Consider the following 17,535-nt stretch of genomic DNA (forward strand, 5'->3'; position numbering starts at 1 on the left):
ACGACGCCTTCGCGAGCAGGCTCGATCCCACAGGGGAAAGCATTCCATGGCGGTTACTGCCAGCCGAACCGGCGGATGTAGAAACCCTTCACTGCCTGGGTCAGGGCCATGTACGCCAGCAGAATCATTGGCAGAAACACGAAATACAGCGACGGCAGCGCCTGCAATTTGAAGTAATGCGCCAGCGGGCCCATTGGCAGGAAGATGCCGACGGCCATGATGACCCCGGTCATCACCAGCAGCGGCATGGCGGCGCGGCTTTGCAGGAACGGGATCTTCGGCGTGCGGATCATGTGCACGATCAGCGTCTGGGTCAGCAGACCGACCACGAACCAGCCGGACTGGAACAGTGTCTGGTGATCCGGGGTATTGGCGTCGAACACGTACCACATCAAGGCGAACGTCGTGATGTCGAAAATCGAGCTGATCGGACCGAAGAACAGCATGAAGCGCCCGACGTCAGCCGGCTGCCAGCGCTGCGGCTGTTTCAGCATCTCGTCGTCGACGTTGTCGAACGGAATGGCGATCTGCGAAATGTCGTAGAGCAGGTTCTGCACCAGCAGGTGCATCGGCAGCATCGGCAGGAACGGGATGAACGCGCTGGCAACCAGCACCGAGAACACGTTGCCGAAGTTGGAACTGGCGGTCATCTTGATGTACTTGAGCATGTTGGCGAAGGTGCGCCGCCCTTCGAGCACGCCCTCCTCCAGCACCATCAGGCTTTTCTCCAAGAGAATGATGTCCGCCGCTTCCTTGGCGATGTCCACCGCGCTGTCCACGGAAATGCCGATGTCGGCGCTGCGCAGCGCCGGCGCGTCGTTGATGCCATCGCCCATGAACCCGACCACGTGGCCGTTGCCCTTGAGAATGCCGACGATGCGCTCTTTGTGCGATGGCGTGAGTCTGGCGAAGACGTTGGTAGTCTCGACCGCCGCGGCCAGTTCGGTATCGCTCATGCGCTCAATGTCATTGCCCAGCAGCAAACCCTGTTGAGCCAGGCCGACCTGACGGCAGATTTTCGCCGTCACCAGTTCGTTGTCGCCGGTCAGTACCTTGACCGCCACGCCATGCTCGGCCAAGGCCTTGAGCGCTGGCGCGGTGCTTTCCTTCGGTGGATCGAGGAATGCCACGTAACCGATCAGCGTCAGTTCCTGTTCATCTGCCAGGCTGTAAATCTCGCGCCCTTCTGCCATTGAGCGAGCCGCGACCGCCACCACGCGCAGACCTTCGGCGTTGAAGGCTGCGGTAACCTGGCGAATCCGCGCCAGCAATTCATCGCTCAAAGCCTCATCAACTTCGCCGTGACGCACGCGGCTGCACACCGCCAGCACTTCTTCCACCGCGCCTTTGCAGATCAGTTGATGGGGCTGACCGCGGCCCTCCACCACCACCGACATGCGCCGGCGATTGAAGTCGAACGGGATCTCATCGACCTTGCGAAACACGCTGCCGACCTTGAGTTCGCGATGGACTTCCACGTGTTCGAGCACGGCGACATCCAGCAGGTTTTTCAGGCCGGTCTGGTAGTAGCTGTTGAGGTAGGCCAGTTCCAGCACAGCGTCAGAGTCCTCGCCCCAGACGTCGACATTACGCGCCAGAAAGATCTTGTCCTGAGTCAGGGTGCCGGTCTTGTCGGTGCACAGCACATCCATGGCGCCGAAGTTCTGGATCGCGTCGAGGCGTTTGACGATGACCTTTTTGCGCGACAGGAACACGGCGCCTTTGGCCAAGGTCGAGGTGACGATCATCGGCAGCATTTCCGGAGTCAGGCCGACGGCAATCGACAGCGCGAAGAGTAGCGCTTCGCTCCAGTCACCCTTGGTGAAACCGTTGATGAACAGCACCAGCGGCGCCATGACGAACATGAAGCGGATCAGCAACCAGCTGACCTTGTTGACGCCCTGCTGAAACGACGTCACCGCGCGGTCCGTCGCGCCGACCCGTTGCGCCAGCGCACCGAAGTAGGTGCTGTTGCCGGTGGTGAGAATCAGTGCAATCGCGCTGCCGGAGACAACGTTGGTGCCCATGAACAGAAGGTTGTCCAGCTCCAGTGGGTTACGCGTGTCGCGATCGGTCTGCCGGGTGAATTTTTCCACCGGCATCGATTCACCGGTCATCGCTGCCTGGCTGACGAACAGGTCCTTGGCGCTGAGCACGCGGCAATCGGCAGGAATCATGTCGCCAGCCGAGAGCACGATGAGATCGCCGGGCACCAGTTGTTTGATCGGCAGTTCCCGCCGTGGCCCATCCCGGCGCAGCACCGTAGCGGTGTTGCTGACCATGGCTTTGAGCGCATCGGCCGCCTGATTGGATTTGCTCTCCTGCCAGAAGCGCAGCAGCGTCGACAGCACCACCATGGAAAAAATCACCACGGCCGCCTTGAGGTCTTCGGTCAGCCAGGAGATCACAGCAAGCAGAGTCAGCAGCAGGTTGAACGGGTTTTTGTAGCAGTGCCACAGATGGTTCCACCATGGCAGCGGCTGCTCGTGTTCGACTTCATTAAGTCCGTGTTGCGCGCGCAGTGCATCGGCCTCGACCTCGGAGAGCCCCTCGCCGTGCGTGCCCAGCGATGACAGCAACGCAGCGCTGTCTTCATGGGCGGCAGCGACCAGCGTGTTGGCCAGCGTCGGCGGTACTTCACGGCTGACCGTGGTGTCATTGATCGAATCCAGCAGCGCCAGGCGACGGAAGTGCCGGGCGATGTGGCGGCTGCGCAGAAAGCCTGCAAAAAATTCCTTGAGCGTGAGTTTCATGGCTGTGTCCCCTGTGGTCAGCCGGGAAACCGTCGAGCAGGTACCGCCGCGCCCTGGCACCGGGAAAACCGGCACGGCAAGGCGTGGCACGCCGGTCAGGAACAGGCGTGTCGATAGGCTGCGATGACGACTGAGGTCGCCATCACGCCTGGTTCAGCGTCGATGAGAAGGACGTCGAGACACGATCCGGAACGGGTCGTGCACGGGATGCCGCTGCTCGCTGTTACGGCGAGACAACGGCAGGGAAAGGCTGCGCGTTATCTTGCCGAGAATCTGCCGGTGATCGAGACCGGCCGACAACTGTCACTCGAACAAGTACCCACTGTGGGTCTCCGCAATTGATGAAAACGCGCGCAGCTTACGCCCGCAGCGAAACGGCTGGAAGAGGTGTTTTCGGGGAATGTGGGGGGTGTTCAGGAAGGGTTCAGATTCAGGATCTGTGGGGCTTTCCATGGCCCCTTCGCGAGCAGGCTCGCTCCCACATTCTGGCCTGCGTTCACAGAACCATTGTGGGAGCGAGCCTGCTCGCGAAAGCGGTATGTCAGGCAATGCAGATTCAGCTGGCAGTCGCCAACAACAGCTCCGCCACCGAGCGACTGTGCCCGCGCTGTTTGCCATGCTCGTACAGCGAGCCAGCGATTTCGTCGGCGCGAATCGGCAGCACCGAGAGCAGCGTATCGCTCAGGCCATGGCTGGCCTGGCAGAAGCCCTGCATATAAATGCCGGCCTTGCAGCGCTCGTCGGTGATCAGTTTGTAGTTGCGATCGACCTCGAACTCACCGAGGTATTCCTCCAGCGGCGCGAGCAACTTGCGGTGCATCTGCCGCTCGTAACCGGTGGCCAGCACCACGGCGTCATAGATTCGCACCGTGACTTCGCCGGTGGCATTGTTGCGCACTGCCAGTTCGATACCGTTTGCCGTGGCAGTGGCGCTCTCGACGGTGGTCAGGGTGCGGAACGCATGGCGGGCAATTCCGGAAACCTTCTGCCGGTAGAAGATGCCGTAGATGCGTTCGATCAGGTCGATGTCGACCACCGAATAGTTGGTGTTGTGGTACTCATTGACCAACCGCTCGCGCTCGACGCTGTTCTGCTGGAACACCAGATCGGTGAACTCCGGCGAGAACACCTCGTTGACGAACGGGCTGTCATCCGCAGGCTTCAACGCCGAACCACGCAGGATCATGTCGACCTGCACCGACGGGAATGAATCATTCAGGTCGATAAAGGCTTCCGCCGCGCTCTGCCCGCCACCGATGATCGCGATGCTCATCGGTTGGTTGTTCACGCACGGCTGCCTGGCCATTTGCGACAGGTATTGCGAATGGTGGAACACCCGGTGATCGCCCTTCAGTGCCTTGAACGCTTCTGGAATACGCGGTGTACCGCCAGCGCTGACCACCACCGAACGCGTGGTACGCACGAACTGCTGGCCGTCGCTGCCCCGGGAAATCACCCGCAAGGCTTCGACCTGCTGGTTGTGCAATACCGGTTCGATGAACTGCACTTCTTCGCCATAACGGCTCTGCGCGGTGAACTGCCCGGCCACCCAGCGCAGGTAGTCGTTGTACTCCATGCGGCAAGGATAAAAGGTGCCGAGGTTGATGAAATCGACCAGACGCCCGTGGTGCTTGAGGTAGTTGACGAACGAGTACGGGCTGGTCGGATTGCGCAGGGTCACCAGGTCCTTGAGGAAGGATATCTGCAACTCGCTCTGCGTCGACAAGGTGTTGCCGTGCCAGCTGTAAGTGGCCTGCTTGTCGAGGAACAGCACATCCAGTTCGCCCTGGATTGCTCCGCGTTCCTGCAGAGCGATGGCCAGTGCCAGGTTCGAAGGGCCGAAACCGACGCCGATCAGGTCGTGAACGATGGGCGATGCAATTGCCTGTGTCATTTCCAGTGTCCTCTGGATGAACCCCTCAACGCGGGGAAATAAAGCCTGGGTGGCCTGACCGGCCTGAATCAGGTCAGCAGGTCGTCTGTTGAGTAGGAACGAGGACGATGAAAGGAAATTTAACCGGTGCGGATCACTGGCCATCCCATTGCTGGATGCGCAAGCGGCAATGTTTCATGGCGTTGACGATGTGTTTTTCCACCAGCGCCCGGGAGATGCCGAGGGTCTGGGCGATTTCCGGATGGGACATTCCTTCAATCTTGCGCAGCAGAAAACTGTCACGGCACAGCGGCGGCAGCTCGGCCAGTGCGCGCTGGAGCATTTCCAGACGCTGGCCGTGATCAAGGGTGCCGTGAGGCGAGGGAGTGAAATAGCGCTCTTCGTTGTCGAGCACGTCCAGCGATTCGACCTGGCGCAGCGCGTTGCGGCGGTGATCATCGATAACCAGGTTCAGCGCGGTGCGATAAAGGAAGGCCCGTGGTTGTTCGATCGGCACCTCGCTGGAGCGCTCCAGCACGCGTACATAGGCGTCATGCACCACATCCTCGGCGACCTGACGGTTGCCCAGTCTGGCGTTGAGGAAACACACCAGCTCACGATAGTAGTTTTCCAACATGACTCCCGACCGCATCGATGCCGTTTCTGTCCTTGAGCGCACTGATCAGACCTGCGAATCACGCAGTAGCAAGATAGTGGCAACTTGAGGTGCGTAATTTATAGTAATTCTCATATAGATTTAAAGAGTTGATTCCATATCCCGGACAAATAGTCGTGGCCCGGCTGCGGTAACTCGATGTGTCTGCGGCTAAATTCCGTCGCCCATGCCTCGTTTACAGGACAGCCCCTGTGTCTGTCGTGCCTTGCGACGGGCCGCAACCACTGGCCGGAACCCTGCATGAATCGTCCCCGCCCCGCCCGTCGCGCACTGTTCGCCGCCCTCTGTCTGATTCCCGTGATCGCCGTCGCTGCCTGGCAAGTCTTGCCACCCGGTCGCGACGCCGTTGCCACTGTGCAGGTCAGCCGCGGCGATATCGAAAACAGCGTGACGGCGCTCGGCACCTTGCAGCCGCGCCGCTATGTGGATGTCGGCGCACAGGCTTCGGGGCAGATTCAGAAGATTCACGTCGAAGCCGGCGATACGGTCAAGGAAGGCCAGTTGCTGGTGGAAATCGACCCGTCGACACAGAAAGCCAAGCTCGATGCCGGGCGCTTTTCCATCGAAAACCTCAAGGCGCAGTTGCAGGAGCAACGCGCCCAGCACGATCTGGCGCAGCAGAAATACCAGCGCCAGCAGAAACTCGCCGCCGGTGGCGCCACCCGCGAAGAAGACGTGCAGACCGCGCGCGCCGAGGTCCGCGCAACCCAGGCGCGCATCGACATGTTCCAGGCGCAGATTCGTCAGGCCCAGGCCAGCCTGCGCAGTGACGAGGCGGAACTCGGTTACACGCGCATCTACGCGCCGATGAGCGGCACCGTGGTCGCCGTCGGTGCGCGCGAAGGCCAGACCCTCAACGCGCAACAACAGACCCCGCTGATCCTGCGCATCGCCCGACTGTCGCCGATGACGGTGTGGGCCGAGGTTTCAGAGGCCGACATCGGCCACGTCAAACCGGGCATGACCGCCTACTTCACCACCCTCAGCGGCGGCACTCGGCGCTGGAGCAGCACGGTGCGGCAGATTCTGCCGGTGCCGCCGCGTCCGCTTGAACAGAACCAAGGCGGCAGTCCCACCAGTGGTCGCAGTGGCAGCGAACGGGTGGTGCTGTACACCGTGCTGCTCGATGTCGATAACGCCGACAACAGCCTGATGACCGACATGACCGCGCAGGTGTTCTTCGTCGCCGAACAGGCGCAAGACACCCTGACCGTACCGACTGCCGCCCTGCAACCGGGCTCGCGTCCGCAGTGGCAGCGAGCGCAGATAGTCGCCGCCAACGGTGATATTCAGGCGCGCGAAGTACGCACCGGCATCAGCGATCGCCTGCGCACCCAGGTGCTCGAAGGTCTGGCCGAGGGCGAGCATGTTCTCAGCGCGCCGGCCGCTGGTCATGGAGGCTGAATGCACACGCCCCTGATCGACCTGCGGCAGATCCGCAAAGCCTACGGCGGTGATGACAGCCCGCGGGTGGAAGTGCTGCGCGGGATCGATCTGTCGATCCATGCCGGCGAGTTCGTTGCGATTGTCGGCGCCTCCGGTTCAGGCAAATCGACGCTGATGAACATTCTCGGTTGCCTCGACCGCCCCACCAGCGGCGAGTATCTGTTTGCCGGGGAAAATGTCGCGCAGCTGGACAGCGATGAACTGGCCTGGCTGCGCCGCGAAGCCTTCGGTTTTGTCTTTCAGGGCTATCACCTGATCCCGTCCGGCTCGGCCCAGGAAAACGTCGAGATGCCAGCGATCTATGCCGGCACCCCGGCCGCCGAGCGGCATGCTCGAGCCTTTGCGCTGCTGGAGCGTCTTGGCCTCGGCAGTCGCACCGGCAACCGTCCGCATCAACTTTCCGGCGGCCAGCAACAGCGGGTGTCGATCGCCCGTGCGCTGATGAACGGCGGCCATATCATCCTCGCCGACGAGCCGACTGGCGCCCTCGACAGCCACAGCGGCGCCGAGGTCATGAGCCTGCTCGACGAACTCGCCGATCAAGGCCATGTGGTGATCCTCATCACCCACGACCGCGAAGTGGCGCAACGGGCCAAACGCATCATCGAAATCCGTGACGGCCTGATCATCAGTGACAGCGCCGAGCACGCGTGCGCGCCGCCTGTGGCCAATCCCGGCGCGTTGCAAGCGGTCGACCTGCGCCAGCGCCTGAGCAACGGCAGCAGCCAGACCGGCGCCTGGAAAGGTGAACTGCTTGACGCTGTACAAGCGGCGTGGCGGGTGATGTGGATCAACCGCTTTCGCACGGCGCTGACGCTGCTGGGCATCATCATTGGCGTGGCCTCGGTGGTGGTCATGCTCGCCGTCGGCGAAGGCAGCAAGCGCCAGGTCATGGCGCAAATGGGCGCGTTCGGCTCCAACATCATTTACCTCAGCGGTTCGGCGCCGAACCCGCGCACGCCGGAGGGCATCATCACCCTCGACGATGTTGCCGAACTGTCCACCCTGCCCCAGGTGGAACGGATCATGCCGGTCAACGGCTCGACCGCCGGCGTGCGCTTTGGCAACGCCGACCACAGCAGCTACGTCGGCGGCAATGACACCAACTTTCCGCAGATTTTCAACTGGCCGGTGATCCAGGGCAGCTACTTCACCCAGGCCGACGAGGACAGCGCCGCCGCCGTCGCGGTGATCGGCACCAAGGTTCGCGACAAGTTGCTCAAGGATGTCGCCGACCCGATCGGTCAATACATCCTCATCGAAAACGTGCCGTTCCAGATCCTTGGCGTGCTTGCGGAAAAAGGCGCCAGCTCCGGCGACTCCGATAGCGACAACCGCATCGCCGTGCCTTATTCGGCGGCGAGCACGCGCCTGTTCGGCAGCCGCAATCCGCAATACGTGGTGATTGCCGCCAAGGACGCGCGCAAGGTCAAGGACGCCGAACAGGCCATCGAACAGGCGATGTTGCGTCGGCACCACGGCAAGAAGGATTTCGAGCTGACCAACAATGCCGCGATGATCCAGGCCGAAGCGCGCACGCAAGGCACGCTGTCGCTGATGCTGGGGGCGATTGCGGCGATTTCCCTGCTGGTCGGCGGTATCGGCGTGATGAACATCATGCTCATGACCGTACGCGAACGTACCCGCGAGATCGGTATTCGCATGGCCACCGGCGCCCGTCAGCGCGACATCCTCCGTCAGTTTCTCACCGAAGCGCTGATGCTTTCGGTGGTCGGCGGTGTCGCCGGGATTGGCTTGGCCCTGCTGGTCGGCGGCGTGTTGTTGCTCAGCGGCGTGGCGATTGCCTTTCAAGGGCTGGCGGTGATCGGTGCGTTTGCCTGTGCGCTGGTCACCGGCGTCATCTTCGGCTTTATGCCGGCCCGCAAAGCTGCCCGGCTCGACCCGGTCACGGCCCTTACCAGTGAATGATCGACCTATGAAAGTGCGACTGACCTTCCTCGCCGCCAGCCTGCTACTGGCGGCCTGCAGCAGCCCGGCGCCGCGCCTCGACAGCGGCGTACAGCCACCGAGCGCGTGGCAGTCCGACAAAAGCCACGGCGCGCTGCAAAGCAATCGGCAATGGTGGACGCAATTCGGCAGCCCCGAGCTGGCGCGACTGGTCGAACAGGCGCGGCTGGGCAGCTACGACCTCGCCGCCGCCGTGGCGCGGGTCAGGCAGGCCGAGGCCAGCGCAACCATCGCCGGCGCCCCGCTGCTGCCCGAACTCAAGGCCGGGCTGAATGCCAACCGGCAAAAACTGATCCACGGCAAGGGCTACAGCCAATTGGATGTCAGCCCGGAAAATCGTTCGCTGGACTATTACGATGCCGAGCTCAGCGCCAGTTACGAGATCGATTTCTGGGGCGGCAAGCGAGCCGCCCGCGACAGTGCCGTGTTCGGCGTGCAGGCCAGCGAGTTCGACCGCGCCACCGTCGAGCTGACCTTGCTCAGCGGCGTCGCCAACAGTTACACCCAAGCCCTGGCCTTGCGTGAGCAGGCGCGCATTGCCGCACTCAATCTGGCCAATGCACAAAATGTGCTGCATCTGGTGCAGACCCGTTTCGACGCCGGCAGCGCCACCGCGCTGGAACTGGCCCAGCAGAAAAGCCTGGTGGCCGAACAACAGCGCCGCCTGCCGCTGGTGCAGCAGCAGGCCCGCGAAGCACAGATCAGCCTCGCCGCCCTGCTCGGCCGACCGGTACAAACGTTACCGTTGCCCACGCAATCCTTCGCCCAATTGCACTGGCCGGACATCGCCAGCGGCGTGCCGAGCGAATTGCTCAGCCGCCGCCCGGACATCGCGAGCGCGGAGGCCAAGCTCGCCGCAGCCCAGGCTGATGTCACCGTCGCCCGCGCCGCGATGCTGCCGAAAATCACCCTGACCGCCAGCCTCGGCAGCGGCGCCGATCTAGCCGCCGATTTGCTACGCACGACGTTCTACAACCTGTCCTCGGGGCTGATCGCGCCGATCTTCAACAACGGCCGCCTCAGCGCCGAACGCGACAAGGCCAAGGCGCGCCAGGACGAATTGCTGGAGACCTATCGCGGGGCAATCATCAACGGCTTCGCCGACGTCGAAAAAGCCCTCAGCAGCATTCGCGGCCTCGACGAACAACGGCAATGGCAAAGCGAAGAACTGAACCAGGCACAAACCGCCTTCGACATCGCCCAAAGCCGCTACCAGGCCGGCGCCGAAGACCTGCTCACCGTCCTGCAAACCCAGCGCACGCTGTATGCCGCGCAAGACCTCAACGTGCAACTGCGCCTGGCGCGATTGCAGGCGAGCATTGCCTTGTACAAAGCGTTGGGGGGTGGCTGGGAGGTGATCTGAGGGCAACGCGTCGACTGAACTGACGCCTTCGCGAGCAGGCTCGCTCCCACAGGGAGCCTTGGTTGTGCCGAAAATTTCTGTCCAGACCGAATTTCATTTGTGGGAGCGAGCCTGCTCGCGAAGGGGTCCTGTCAGGCACTGATGCACCTGAATGACACACCGCATTCGCGAGCAGGCTCGCTCCCACAAGGGGATTGCGAACTATTCTGGATATGTGTGTGTTGAACCCTTCTAGAGCTGTCGGCCCTTGACCTTCAGGTGCCGTGCATACCACGGGCGCTGCGGCACTTTGCGGAACAGGTCGGTCATATTGTCTTCGTCGCCAAAAGTGATGCGCAGCGCCAGTTTCATGGTTTCCGGATCCATCTCCACGGAGCGCCCGACTTGCAGGCCGGGCACGGTGCTGCAGCCGTGGGTGTCGGGGCCGAGCCAGGGGTCGGCGACTTCCACCCAGCGTCCCGGTGCAAACCATGGCACGCCGTTGACTTCCAGACGGCTCACTTCGCCCGGATGAAAACGTTCATGGGCGCGGAACCAATCTTCCAGGCGATCATCGATCCAGCCATGAAAGCGCCAGAACACCGGGTTCACATGGGAGGAAAACGGATCACCGAGAAAGTCGTTTTCCGGCGCATACCAGCGCGCAGCGAAGTCCGCCTGATCGCGCGCCATCGGCACCGGAATGTCGTTGGACGGATCACGCGCCACCGAAGCCCAGCGCATGTGCAGCCAGTCGTGCAGGCCCAGTTCGACTTCCGAACCGAACTGGCCAAGGGTCAATTTCGACAAATAACGCGGATCACGGTACTGCGATTCCCAAACCAGAAAATTGCTCTGAAAAGTCTCCGCCGCTTTGATGTCGCTGACCCATTTGGTGTACTCGTCATCACCCTCGGCCAGCCAGGTCGGCGGCAGTGAGTTCCCGTCGTGGTTGTCGAAGTAACGGGCGAAACCCTGCCGGTCACGTTCCAGCTCAGGCTGCGGCTGCGGGAACGCCGGCCAGGAAGGCAAATCCTGCATCGAACGGGCGATGCCGAGCATGTGCCGATGCATAAAGAAAAAGTCCACGCCCGAGCCATTGCGATCCTTGCTCGGCCCACGTGCGTCGCGTTCCTTGTCACGTGGCCCGGGCTGCCAGCCGATGCCGCGCAGCGCTTCGCGTTTTTTCTCCGAGAGCTTGTGCCACTTGTCGCGGGTGGCGTGCCAGAGTTGGTGGAACAACCGATGCTCGGGCGCCACCAGCCAGGCCAACAGTTGCGGATTGAGCCCGGTGCGTTCACGGGCCTCGGGAAAACGCCGCTTGATAGCGATGAAATGATTGTCCAGCTCGGGCAACGCCAACGGCCGGTCCAGACGCAGTACCTGCCCGGTGAACGTGGCGCTGCCGGCATTGCCGAACGCTGCCCAGACTTCATCCAGTTTGACTTTTAATTCATACACCGGTGGCGCCAGCGGCTCATCGGTGCGCAGCAGGCGCCAATACATCTCGGCGCCGTTGCCCGGTGCCAGATCGCCAATGACTTGATAACGCGCAGGCCCTTCGGCACGCAGATTGGTGCCGGTGTCGAGATAACCACGCAAGCCGCGCCCACGGTGGCCGATGTCGAGAAACAGCTCCAGGCCTTGCGCCGGCAGACCATCAAGCCCCGCCGCCGCACCGGTAAAGCGAATGTCCCAGACCCCACGCAAATTGTCCGCCAGCTGTTGCCCGGCGGTGTCCGCCAGATCGACCGTGGCCTCGCCCGGGGTGATCGGAAACTCCTCGCGAGTCAGTTCACGATGTGCATAAAAAGCGGCAGGCAGCGCGGCGCCCGTGAGTGCCATGCCCGCCATGAACCAGCGTCGAGAGATCGTCATTGCCCTACCTGTGTCAGCCATGAAGCAGGCTTTATCCAAGCTAGAACGTTTGCTCGGCGGGGAAATTTACGCCGCCGGCAAACATCACCCGCGCCGCTGCCGGGCATTTGTAACGCACACCTAAATTAGCCGTGCAGCCACTCGTTCTTCCCAGATAGCAAAGGCCCCTGCGCCTGCACCTCGACGGCGAACCTGAATGAGATGGCAATGACAAAACCGCGTTGGAAAAAGGCTCTATTCATCGGCCTGCCGCTGGCCCTGGCGATCAGTGCCGGCGCAGGATTTCTGGCCTGGGATTACCTGAACAACCCCGGCTACCCGGTGAAGGTGATGAAACAGGCGAGCGAGTTGCAGGATCGCCTGCTGTCGTTCGACAGCCACATCACCGTGCCGCTGAGTTTCGGCAGCCACGATCACGAAGCCGACAAGGATGGCTCGGGCCAGTTCGACTTGGTCAAGGCCAATCGCGGACGCTTGTCCGGCGCAGCATTGACGGTGTTCGGCTGGCCGGAAATGTGGAACGGCCCGAACGCCCCTCACCGTCCGACCGAGGGTTTTGTCGAAGAAGCGCGCAATCAGCAGGAGGTGCGCTACAAGATCATTTCCGGGATTGTCCGCGACTTCCCCAATCAGGCCGGCATCGCCTACACGCCAGATGATTTCCGCCGCCTGCACGGCGAAGGCAAGTTTGCGATTTTCATCAGCATGCTCAACGCCTACCCGCTGGGCAATGATCTGAGCAAGCTCGACCTGTGGGCCGGGCGCGGCATGCGCATGTTCGGTTTCAGTTACATCGGTAACAACAGCTGGGCCGACTCGTCGCGACCGCTGCCGTTTTTCAATGATTCGCCCGATGCCCTCGACGGTCTGTCGGACATCGGTAAACAAGCGGTGCAGCGCTTGAACGATCTGGGCGTGATCATCGACGTGTCGCAGATGTCGACCAAGGCCCTTGAGCAAGTCGCCGAACTGAGCCGCACACCGCTGGTGGCCTCGCACTCGGCGCCCCGGGCGGCTGTGGATATCCCGCGCAACCTCAGCGACAAAGAGCTGCAACTGATCAAAAACAGTGGCGGCGTGGTGCAAGTGGTCGCTTTCTCGCAATACCTGAAACCGCTGACCCAGGGCACGCAGGACAAACTCAATGCGCTGCGTGCGCGCTTCGATCTGCCGCCACTGCCCAACCTCGCCATGGCGCTGATGCCGGGCGATCCGATCATCACCGCCTGGTCGGAACAGAAGCTCGGCCAGTACGCCAGCGGCCTCTACGCGATCCTCGAAGAGGAACCGAAAGCCACCCTCAAGGACTTCGGCGACGCCATCGATTACACGGTGCGCAAGATCGGTATCGACCACGTCGGCATTGCTTCGGACTTCAACGATGGTGGCGGCATCAAGGGCTGGGAAAACGTCGGCGAGATCCGCAACGTCACCGCCGAACTGCTGCAGCGCGGCTACTCCGAAGCGGACATCGCCAAGCTCTGGGGCGGCAACTTCATGCGCGTCTGGGATCAGGTGCAAAAAGCCGCGAAACCGGCGCTGGCGTCACGTCAGGAGGTGGCGCGACCATGACCGATCGTCGCACTTTCCTGAAGCAGGCCGGCCTGCTCGCCGCCGCCCTGCCCCTGGGCGCCAGCCTGACTGCACCGGCGGCCATCGCTGCCGTGCCGACTGCCTCGCGGGACAAATGGGCGCAGTTGCGTCAGTTGTTCGATCAGGATCCTCAGGCGATTCACTTCGCCAATTTCCTCGTCACCTCGCACCCCAAACCGGTGCGCGAAGCCATCGAACGCCATCGCGCGGCGCTGGATCTGAATCCGGGTCTGGCGATGGACTGGGATCTGGGCGTCACCGAGAAGCGCGAAGAAAACGTGCGCCATTGGGCCGGCCAGTATCTGCAAGCCAAACCGGCGCAGATCGCGCTGACCGGCAGCACCACCGAAGGCCTGGCGATGATCTACGGCAGTGTGCAGGTGCGCGCGGATCAGGAAATTCTCACCACGGTTCACGAACATTATTCGACGCGCAACATTCTCGATTTCCGCAGCCGTCGTGACGGCACGCGCGTGCGCAAACTCAAGCTGTTCGAAACCCCGCAGAGCATTTCTCTGGATCAGGTACTCGACACGATCAATCGCAACATCCGCCCCGAGACCCGCGTGCTGGGCATGACCTGGGTGCATTCGGGCAGCGGTGTGAAGCTGCCGATCAGCGAAATCTCGCAATTGGTCGACGAGCACAACCGCCAGCGTGCCGATCAGGATCGGCTGATCTACGTGGTCGATGGTGTGCACGGTTTTGGCGTCGACGACTTGAGTTTCCCGCAGATGAACTGCGACTTTTTCATCGCCGGCACGCACAAGTGGATGTTCGGCCCGCGCGGCACCGGCATCGTCTGCAGCCGCACTGAGGAATTGAAATACGTCAGCCCCAGCGTGCCGACCTTCTCCGAGGCCACTGCCTTCTCAACCATCATGACCCCGGGCGGCTATCACGCCTTCGAGCATCGCTGGGCGCTGGACGAAGCCTTCAAGCTGCACCTGCAACTGGGCAAGGCCGAGGTGCAGACGCGCATTCATCAGCTCAACAGTTACCTCAAGCAACGCTTGCAGGAGCACCGCAACATCGAGTTGGTGACCCCGCTCGACTCGCAGTTCTCCGCCGGATTCACCTTCTTCCGGATCAAGGGCCAGGACAGCGATGAAGTGGCGGCCTGGCTGATGCAAAACCGGGTGATCTGCGACGCGGTCAGCCGCGACGTCGGGCCAGTAATTCGCACCGCGCCGGGCTTGCTCAACAGCGAAGCCGAAGTGGATCGCTTCATGGACATCCTCGGCAAAAAGCTGCGCGCCTGATCCTCGATTGCCGTTTTCCTTTCAAAGAGACGACTCATGAAAAAGCCTCACGCGTCACTCACCTTCAAAGCCCTGCCCGCACTGGCGCTGAGCGCCCTCTGCGCTGCGCTGCTGCCCGGCAGCGCGCTGGCGGCGACCGCGCCTGCTGCGGGCAAAGTGTTCAAGGACTGCAAGGACTGCCCGGAAATGGTCGTGTTGCCAACCGGCAGCTACACCATGGGCACGCCGGATGATGAAGTCGGCCGGCAGCCCGACGAAGGCCCGCTGCACACGGTGACGTTCAGCAAACCATTCGCTATCAGCCGCTCGCAGGTGCTGGTGGGCGAATGGGACGCCTACGTGCGCGAGACCGGCAACAAGCCCTACGACTTCGATGATCGCCCGGGCCGTCGTTGCACCGCCGGCAAGCCGGAATTCAAACAGACGCCCCGCGATCCGGCGGTGTGCATGAACGTCGCCGAAGCCCAGGGCTACATCGACTGGCTGTCGAAAAAGACCGGCCACGCCTATCGCCTGCAAAGCGAATCGATCCGCGAATACGCCGCCCGTGGCGGCAGCGCCGGGCCTTTCCCCTTCCCGTTCGATGAGGGCAAGGATTACCAGATCTCCAAACACGCCAACACCTACGGCGCAGCCGACGGCTACAACTTCACCTCGCCGGCCGGCACCTTCCCGGCCAATGCGTTTGGCGTGTTCGACGCACACGGCAACGTCTACGAGTGGACAGCCGACTGCTATCACCCGGACTACTCCGGCGTGCCCGCCGACGGTCGCCCATGGACCCAGGAAAACTGCGAACGCCAGGTCATGCGCGGCAACGATTGGGGCGAAGCGCCGATCTTCTCGCGCTCGGGCAACCGCAACAGCAGCTGGCCGACCAGCAAGGGCGACTGGCTGGGCTTTCGCGTAGTACGCGACTTCTGACACTGCCCTCGACGAGCGCAGCCACGCCTGCGCTCGGTTAAAGAAACTCCGCGACCATTCGTTTTCCTTAAGTACCGGCACTCCCTCCGCATCGAAGCAGGAATCCTCCATGACCAAGCCTACGCGTGGGGCGATCAACGAATTGTTCGCCCTGCTCAAGCCCTTCCGCCTGATCGTCTCGGCGTCCATCGTGCTCGGCATGCTCGGCGGCCTGAGCGTCACCGTGCTGCTGGCGACCATCAACAACGCCCTGCATTCCGATGACGGCCTGACCCGCACGGTGGTGATGATCTTCGCCGGCCTCTGTGCTCTGGCCCTGCTGACCACGATCCTGTCGGACATCGGCACCAACTATGTCGGCCAGCACATCATCGCCAAACTGCGCAAAGAGCTGGGGGAGAAAGTCCTGTCGGCGCCGATCGACCAGATCGAACGCTATCGCAGCCATCGCCTGATTCCGGTGCTGACCCACGACGTCGACACCATCAGCGACTTCGCCTTCGCCTTCGCGCCGCTGGCGATTTCCATGACCGTGACCCTTGGTTGTCTCGGCTATCTGGCCATGCTGTCGTGGCCGATGTTCCTGATGATGCTGGTGGCCATCGCCATCGGCACCACCATCCAGGCGATTGCGCGGGCCAAGGGCATGCGCGGTTTCTACGCCGCGCGCGACTCCGAAGACGAACTGCAAAAGCATTACAACGCGATCGCCGAAGGTGCCAAGGAACTACGTATTCACCGCCCGCGCCGCCAGCGCATGTTCGTCGCCGGCATTCAGAAAACCGCCGAGAAAATCTGCGACACCCAGATCAGATCGATCAACACCTTCGTCATCGCCAAGTCGTTTGGCTCAATGCTGTTCTTCGTGGTCATCGGCATGGCCCTGGCCCTGCAATCGCTGTGGCCGAGTGCCGATAAAGCGGTGATGAGCGGTTTCGTTCTGGTGCTGCTGTACATGAAGGGGCCGCTGGAACACCTGATCAGCACCCTGCCGATCATCAGCCGCGCGCAGATTGCCTTCCGCCGCATCGCCGAGCTGAGTGAACAGTTCTCTTCACCTGAACCGCACCTGTTGCTGCAGGATCAGGGCAGCAAGCCGGCCGCCGTCAACAGCCTGGAACTGCGCAACGTGCGCTACGCCTTCCCTCCCGTGGAAGGCAGCGAGCCGTTCCGCCTCGGCCCGGTGAACCTGCGCATCGAACAGGGCGACATCGTGTTCATCGTCGGTGAGAACGGCTGCGGCAAAACCACGCTGATCAAACTGTTGCTGGGGCTGTACGCGCCGACCGAGGGCGAAATTCGCGTTAACGACAAGCCGATCACTGCGGTCAACCGCGACGATTATCGGCAGAACTTCACGACGATCTTCGCCGACTACTACCTGTTCGATGACTTGATCCAGGGCGATCGTGAAGTGCCGCAGGATGCCACCCGCTACCTCGAACGTCTGGAGATCGCCCACAAGGTCAGCGTGCGCGACGGCGCGTTCAGCACCACCGACCTGTCCACCGGCCAACGCAAGCGCCTGGCACTGGTCAACGCCTGGCTCGAAGAGCGCCCAGTGCTGGTGTTCGATGAATGGGCGGCGGATCAGGACCCGACCTTCCGGCGGATCTTCTATACCGAGCTGCTGCCCGACCTCAAGCGTCTGGGCAAAACCATCATCGTGATTTCCCACGACGACCGTTACTTCGACGTCGCCGATCAACTGGTGCGCATGGAGGCCGGCAAGGTCAGAAGCGAACTGCAAACCGCTTGATCGAGGCAGCCGCGACCGGGCCGGAGAAAAAACTTTTCCGGTTTGCCGCGGCTTCCTCGTC

11 protein-coding genes are annotated in these 17,535 nt (G+C 62.2%); 7 read left to right on the top strand and 4 right to left on the bottom strand.

Annotation, left to right across the window (positions count from 1 at the left end; genetic code table 11):
- Window positions 1-53: 53 nt before the first annotated feature.
- The 3 genes from mgtA to ND528_RS02340 form a co-directional block, all read right to left on the bottom strand.
- Window positions 54-2,753: a magnesium-translocating P-type ATPase gene (mgtA, locus tag ND528_RS02330; protein ID WP_263469580.1), complete on the bottom strand. Its 2,700-nt coding sequence runs from the start codon at window positions 2,751-2,753 to the stop codon at window positions 54-56.
- A 556-nt stretch (window positions 2,754-3,309) separates the two neighbouring features.
- Entirely contained in the window at window positions 3,310-4,647 is a 1,338-nt protein-coding gene (locus ND528_RS02335) for a lysine N(6)-hydroxylase/L-ornithine N(5)-oxygenase family protein (RefSeq protein ID WP_263469581.1), read from the bottom strand.
- A 133-nt stretch (window positions 4,648-4,780) separates the two neighbouring features.
- Complete coding sequence (locus ND528_RS02340) at window positions 4,781-5,263, bottom strand: sigma-70 family RNA polymerase sigma factor (protein ID WP_016773904.1); 483 nt, start codon at window positions 5,261-5,263, stop codon at window positions 4,781-4,783.
- A 279-nt stretch (window positions 5,264-5,542) separates the two neighbouring features.
- Here ND528_RS02340 and ND528_RS02345 point away from each other — a divergent pair, with 279 nt between their 5' ends.
- Genes ND528_RS02345 through ND528_RS02355 form a run of 3 tightly spaced genes read left to right on the top strand, consistent with a single transcriptional unit; the run spans window position 5,543 to window position 10,079 of the window.
- Complete coding sequence (locus ND528_RS02345; RefSeq protein WP_136493951.1) at window positions 5,543-6,706, top strand: efflux RND transporter periplasmic adaptor subunit; 1,164 nt, start codon at window positions 5,543-5,545, stop codon at window positions 6,704-6,706.
- Window positions 6,707-8,677, top strand: a complete 1,971-nt coding sequence (locus tag ND528_RS02350; protein WP_263469582.1) for a MacB family efflux pump subunit — start codon at window positions 6,707-6,709, stop codon at window positions 8,675-8,677.
- A gap of 7 nt (window positions 8,678-8,684) precedes the next feature.
- Window positions 8,685-10,079: an efflux transporter outer membrane subunit gene (locus ND528_RS02355; RefSeq protein WP_263469583.1), complete on the top strand. Its 1,395-nt coding sequence runs from the start codon at window positions 8,685-8,687 to the stop codon at window positions 10,077-10,079.
- 231 nt (window positions 10,080-10,310) lie between these two features.
- Here the strand turns inward: ND528_RS02355 and pvdP are convergent, their stop codons facing one another.
- Entirely contained in the window at window positions 10,311-11,936 is a 1,626-nt protein-coding gene (gene pvdP, locus ND528_RS02360; RefSeq protein WP_263469584.1) for a pyoverdine maturation tyrosinase PvdP, read from the bottom strand.
- A 207-nt stretch (window positions 11,937-12,143) separates the two neighbouring features.
- Here pvdP and pvdM point away from each other — a divergent pair, with 207 nt between their 5' ends.
- From pvdM to ND528_RS02380, 4 genes are all read left to right on the top strand, one after another.
- Complete coding sequence (gene pvdM, locus ND528_RS02365; RefSeq protein ID WP_101160093.1) at window positions 12,144-13,508, top strand: pyoverdine-tailoring dipeptidase-like protein PvdM; 1,365 nt, start codon at window positions 12,144-12,146, stop codon at window positions 13,506-13,508.
- Complete coding sequence (gene pvdN, locus ND528_RS02370) at window positions 13,505-14,791, top strand: pyoverdine-tailoring periplasmic protein PvdN (RefSeq protein WP_263469585.1); 1,287 nt, start codon at window positions 13,505-13,507, stop codon at window positions 14,789-14,791. Before pvdM ends, pvdN begins: the two co-directional genes overlap by 4 nt.
- A gap of 36 nt (window positions 14,792-14,827) precedes the next feature.
- Window positions 14,828-15,715, top strand: coding sequence for a dihydropyoverdine dehydrogenase (gene pvdO / locus ND528_RS02375; protein ID WP_263469586.1), 888 nt, complete (start codon window positions 14,828-14,830; stop codon window positions 15,713-15,715).
- Between the two features lie 109 nt (window positions 15,716-15,824).
- Window positions 15,825-17,474, top strand: coding sequence for a cyclic peptide export ABC transporter (locus ND528_RS02380; protein WP_024012358.1), 1,650 nt, complete (start codon window positions 15,825-15,827; stop codon window positions 17,472-17,474).
- Window positions 17,475-17,535: the final 61 nt, after the last annotated feature.

Origin of the sequence: Pseudomonas mercuritolerans, from assembly GCF_025706525.1 — a bacterium.
GTDB lineage: Bacteria > Pseudomonadota > Gammaproteobacteria > Pseudomonadales > Pseudomonadaceae > Aquipseudomonas > Aquipseudomonas mercuritolerans.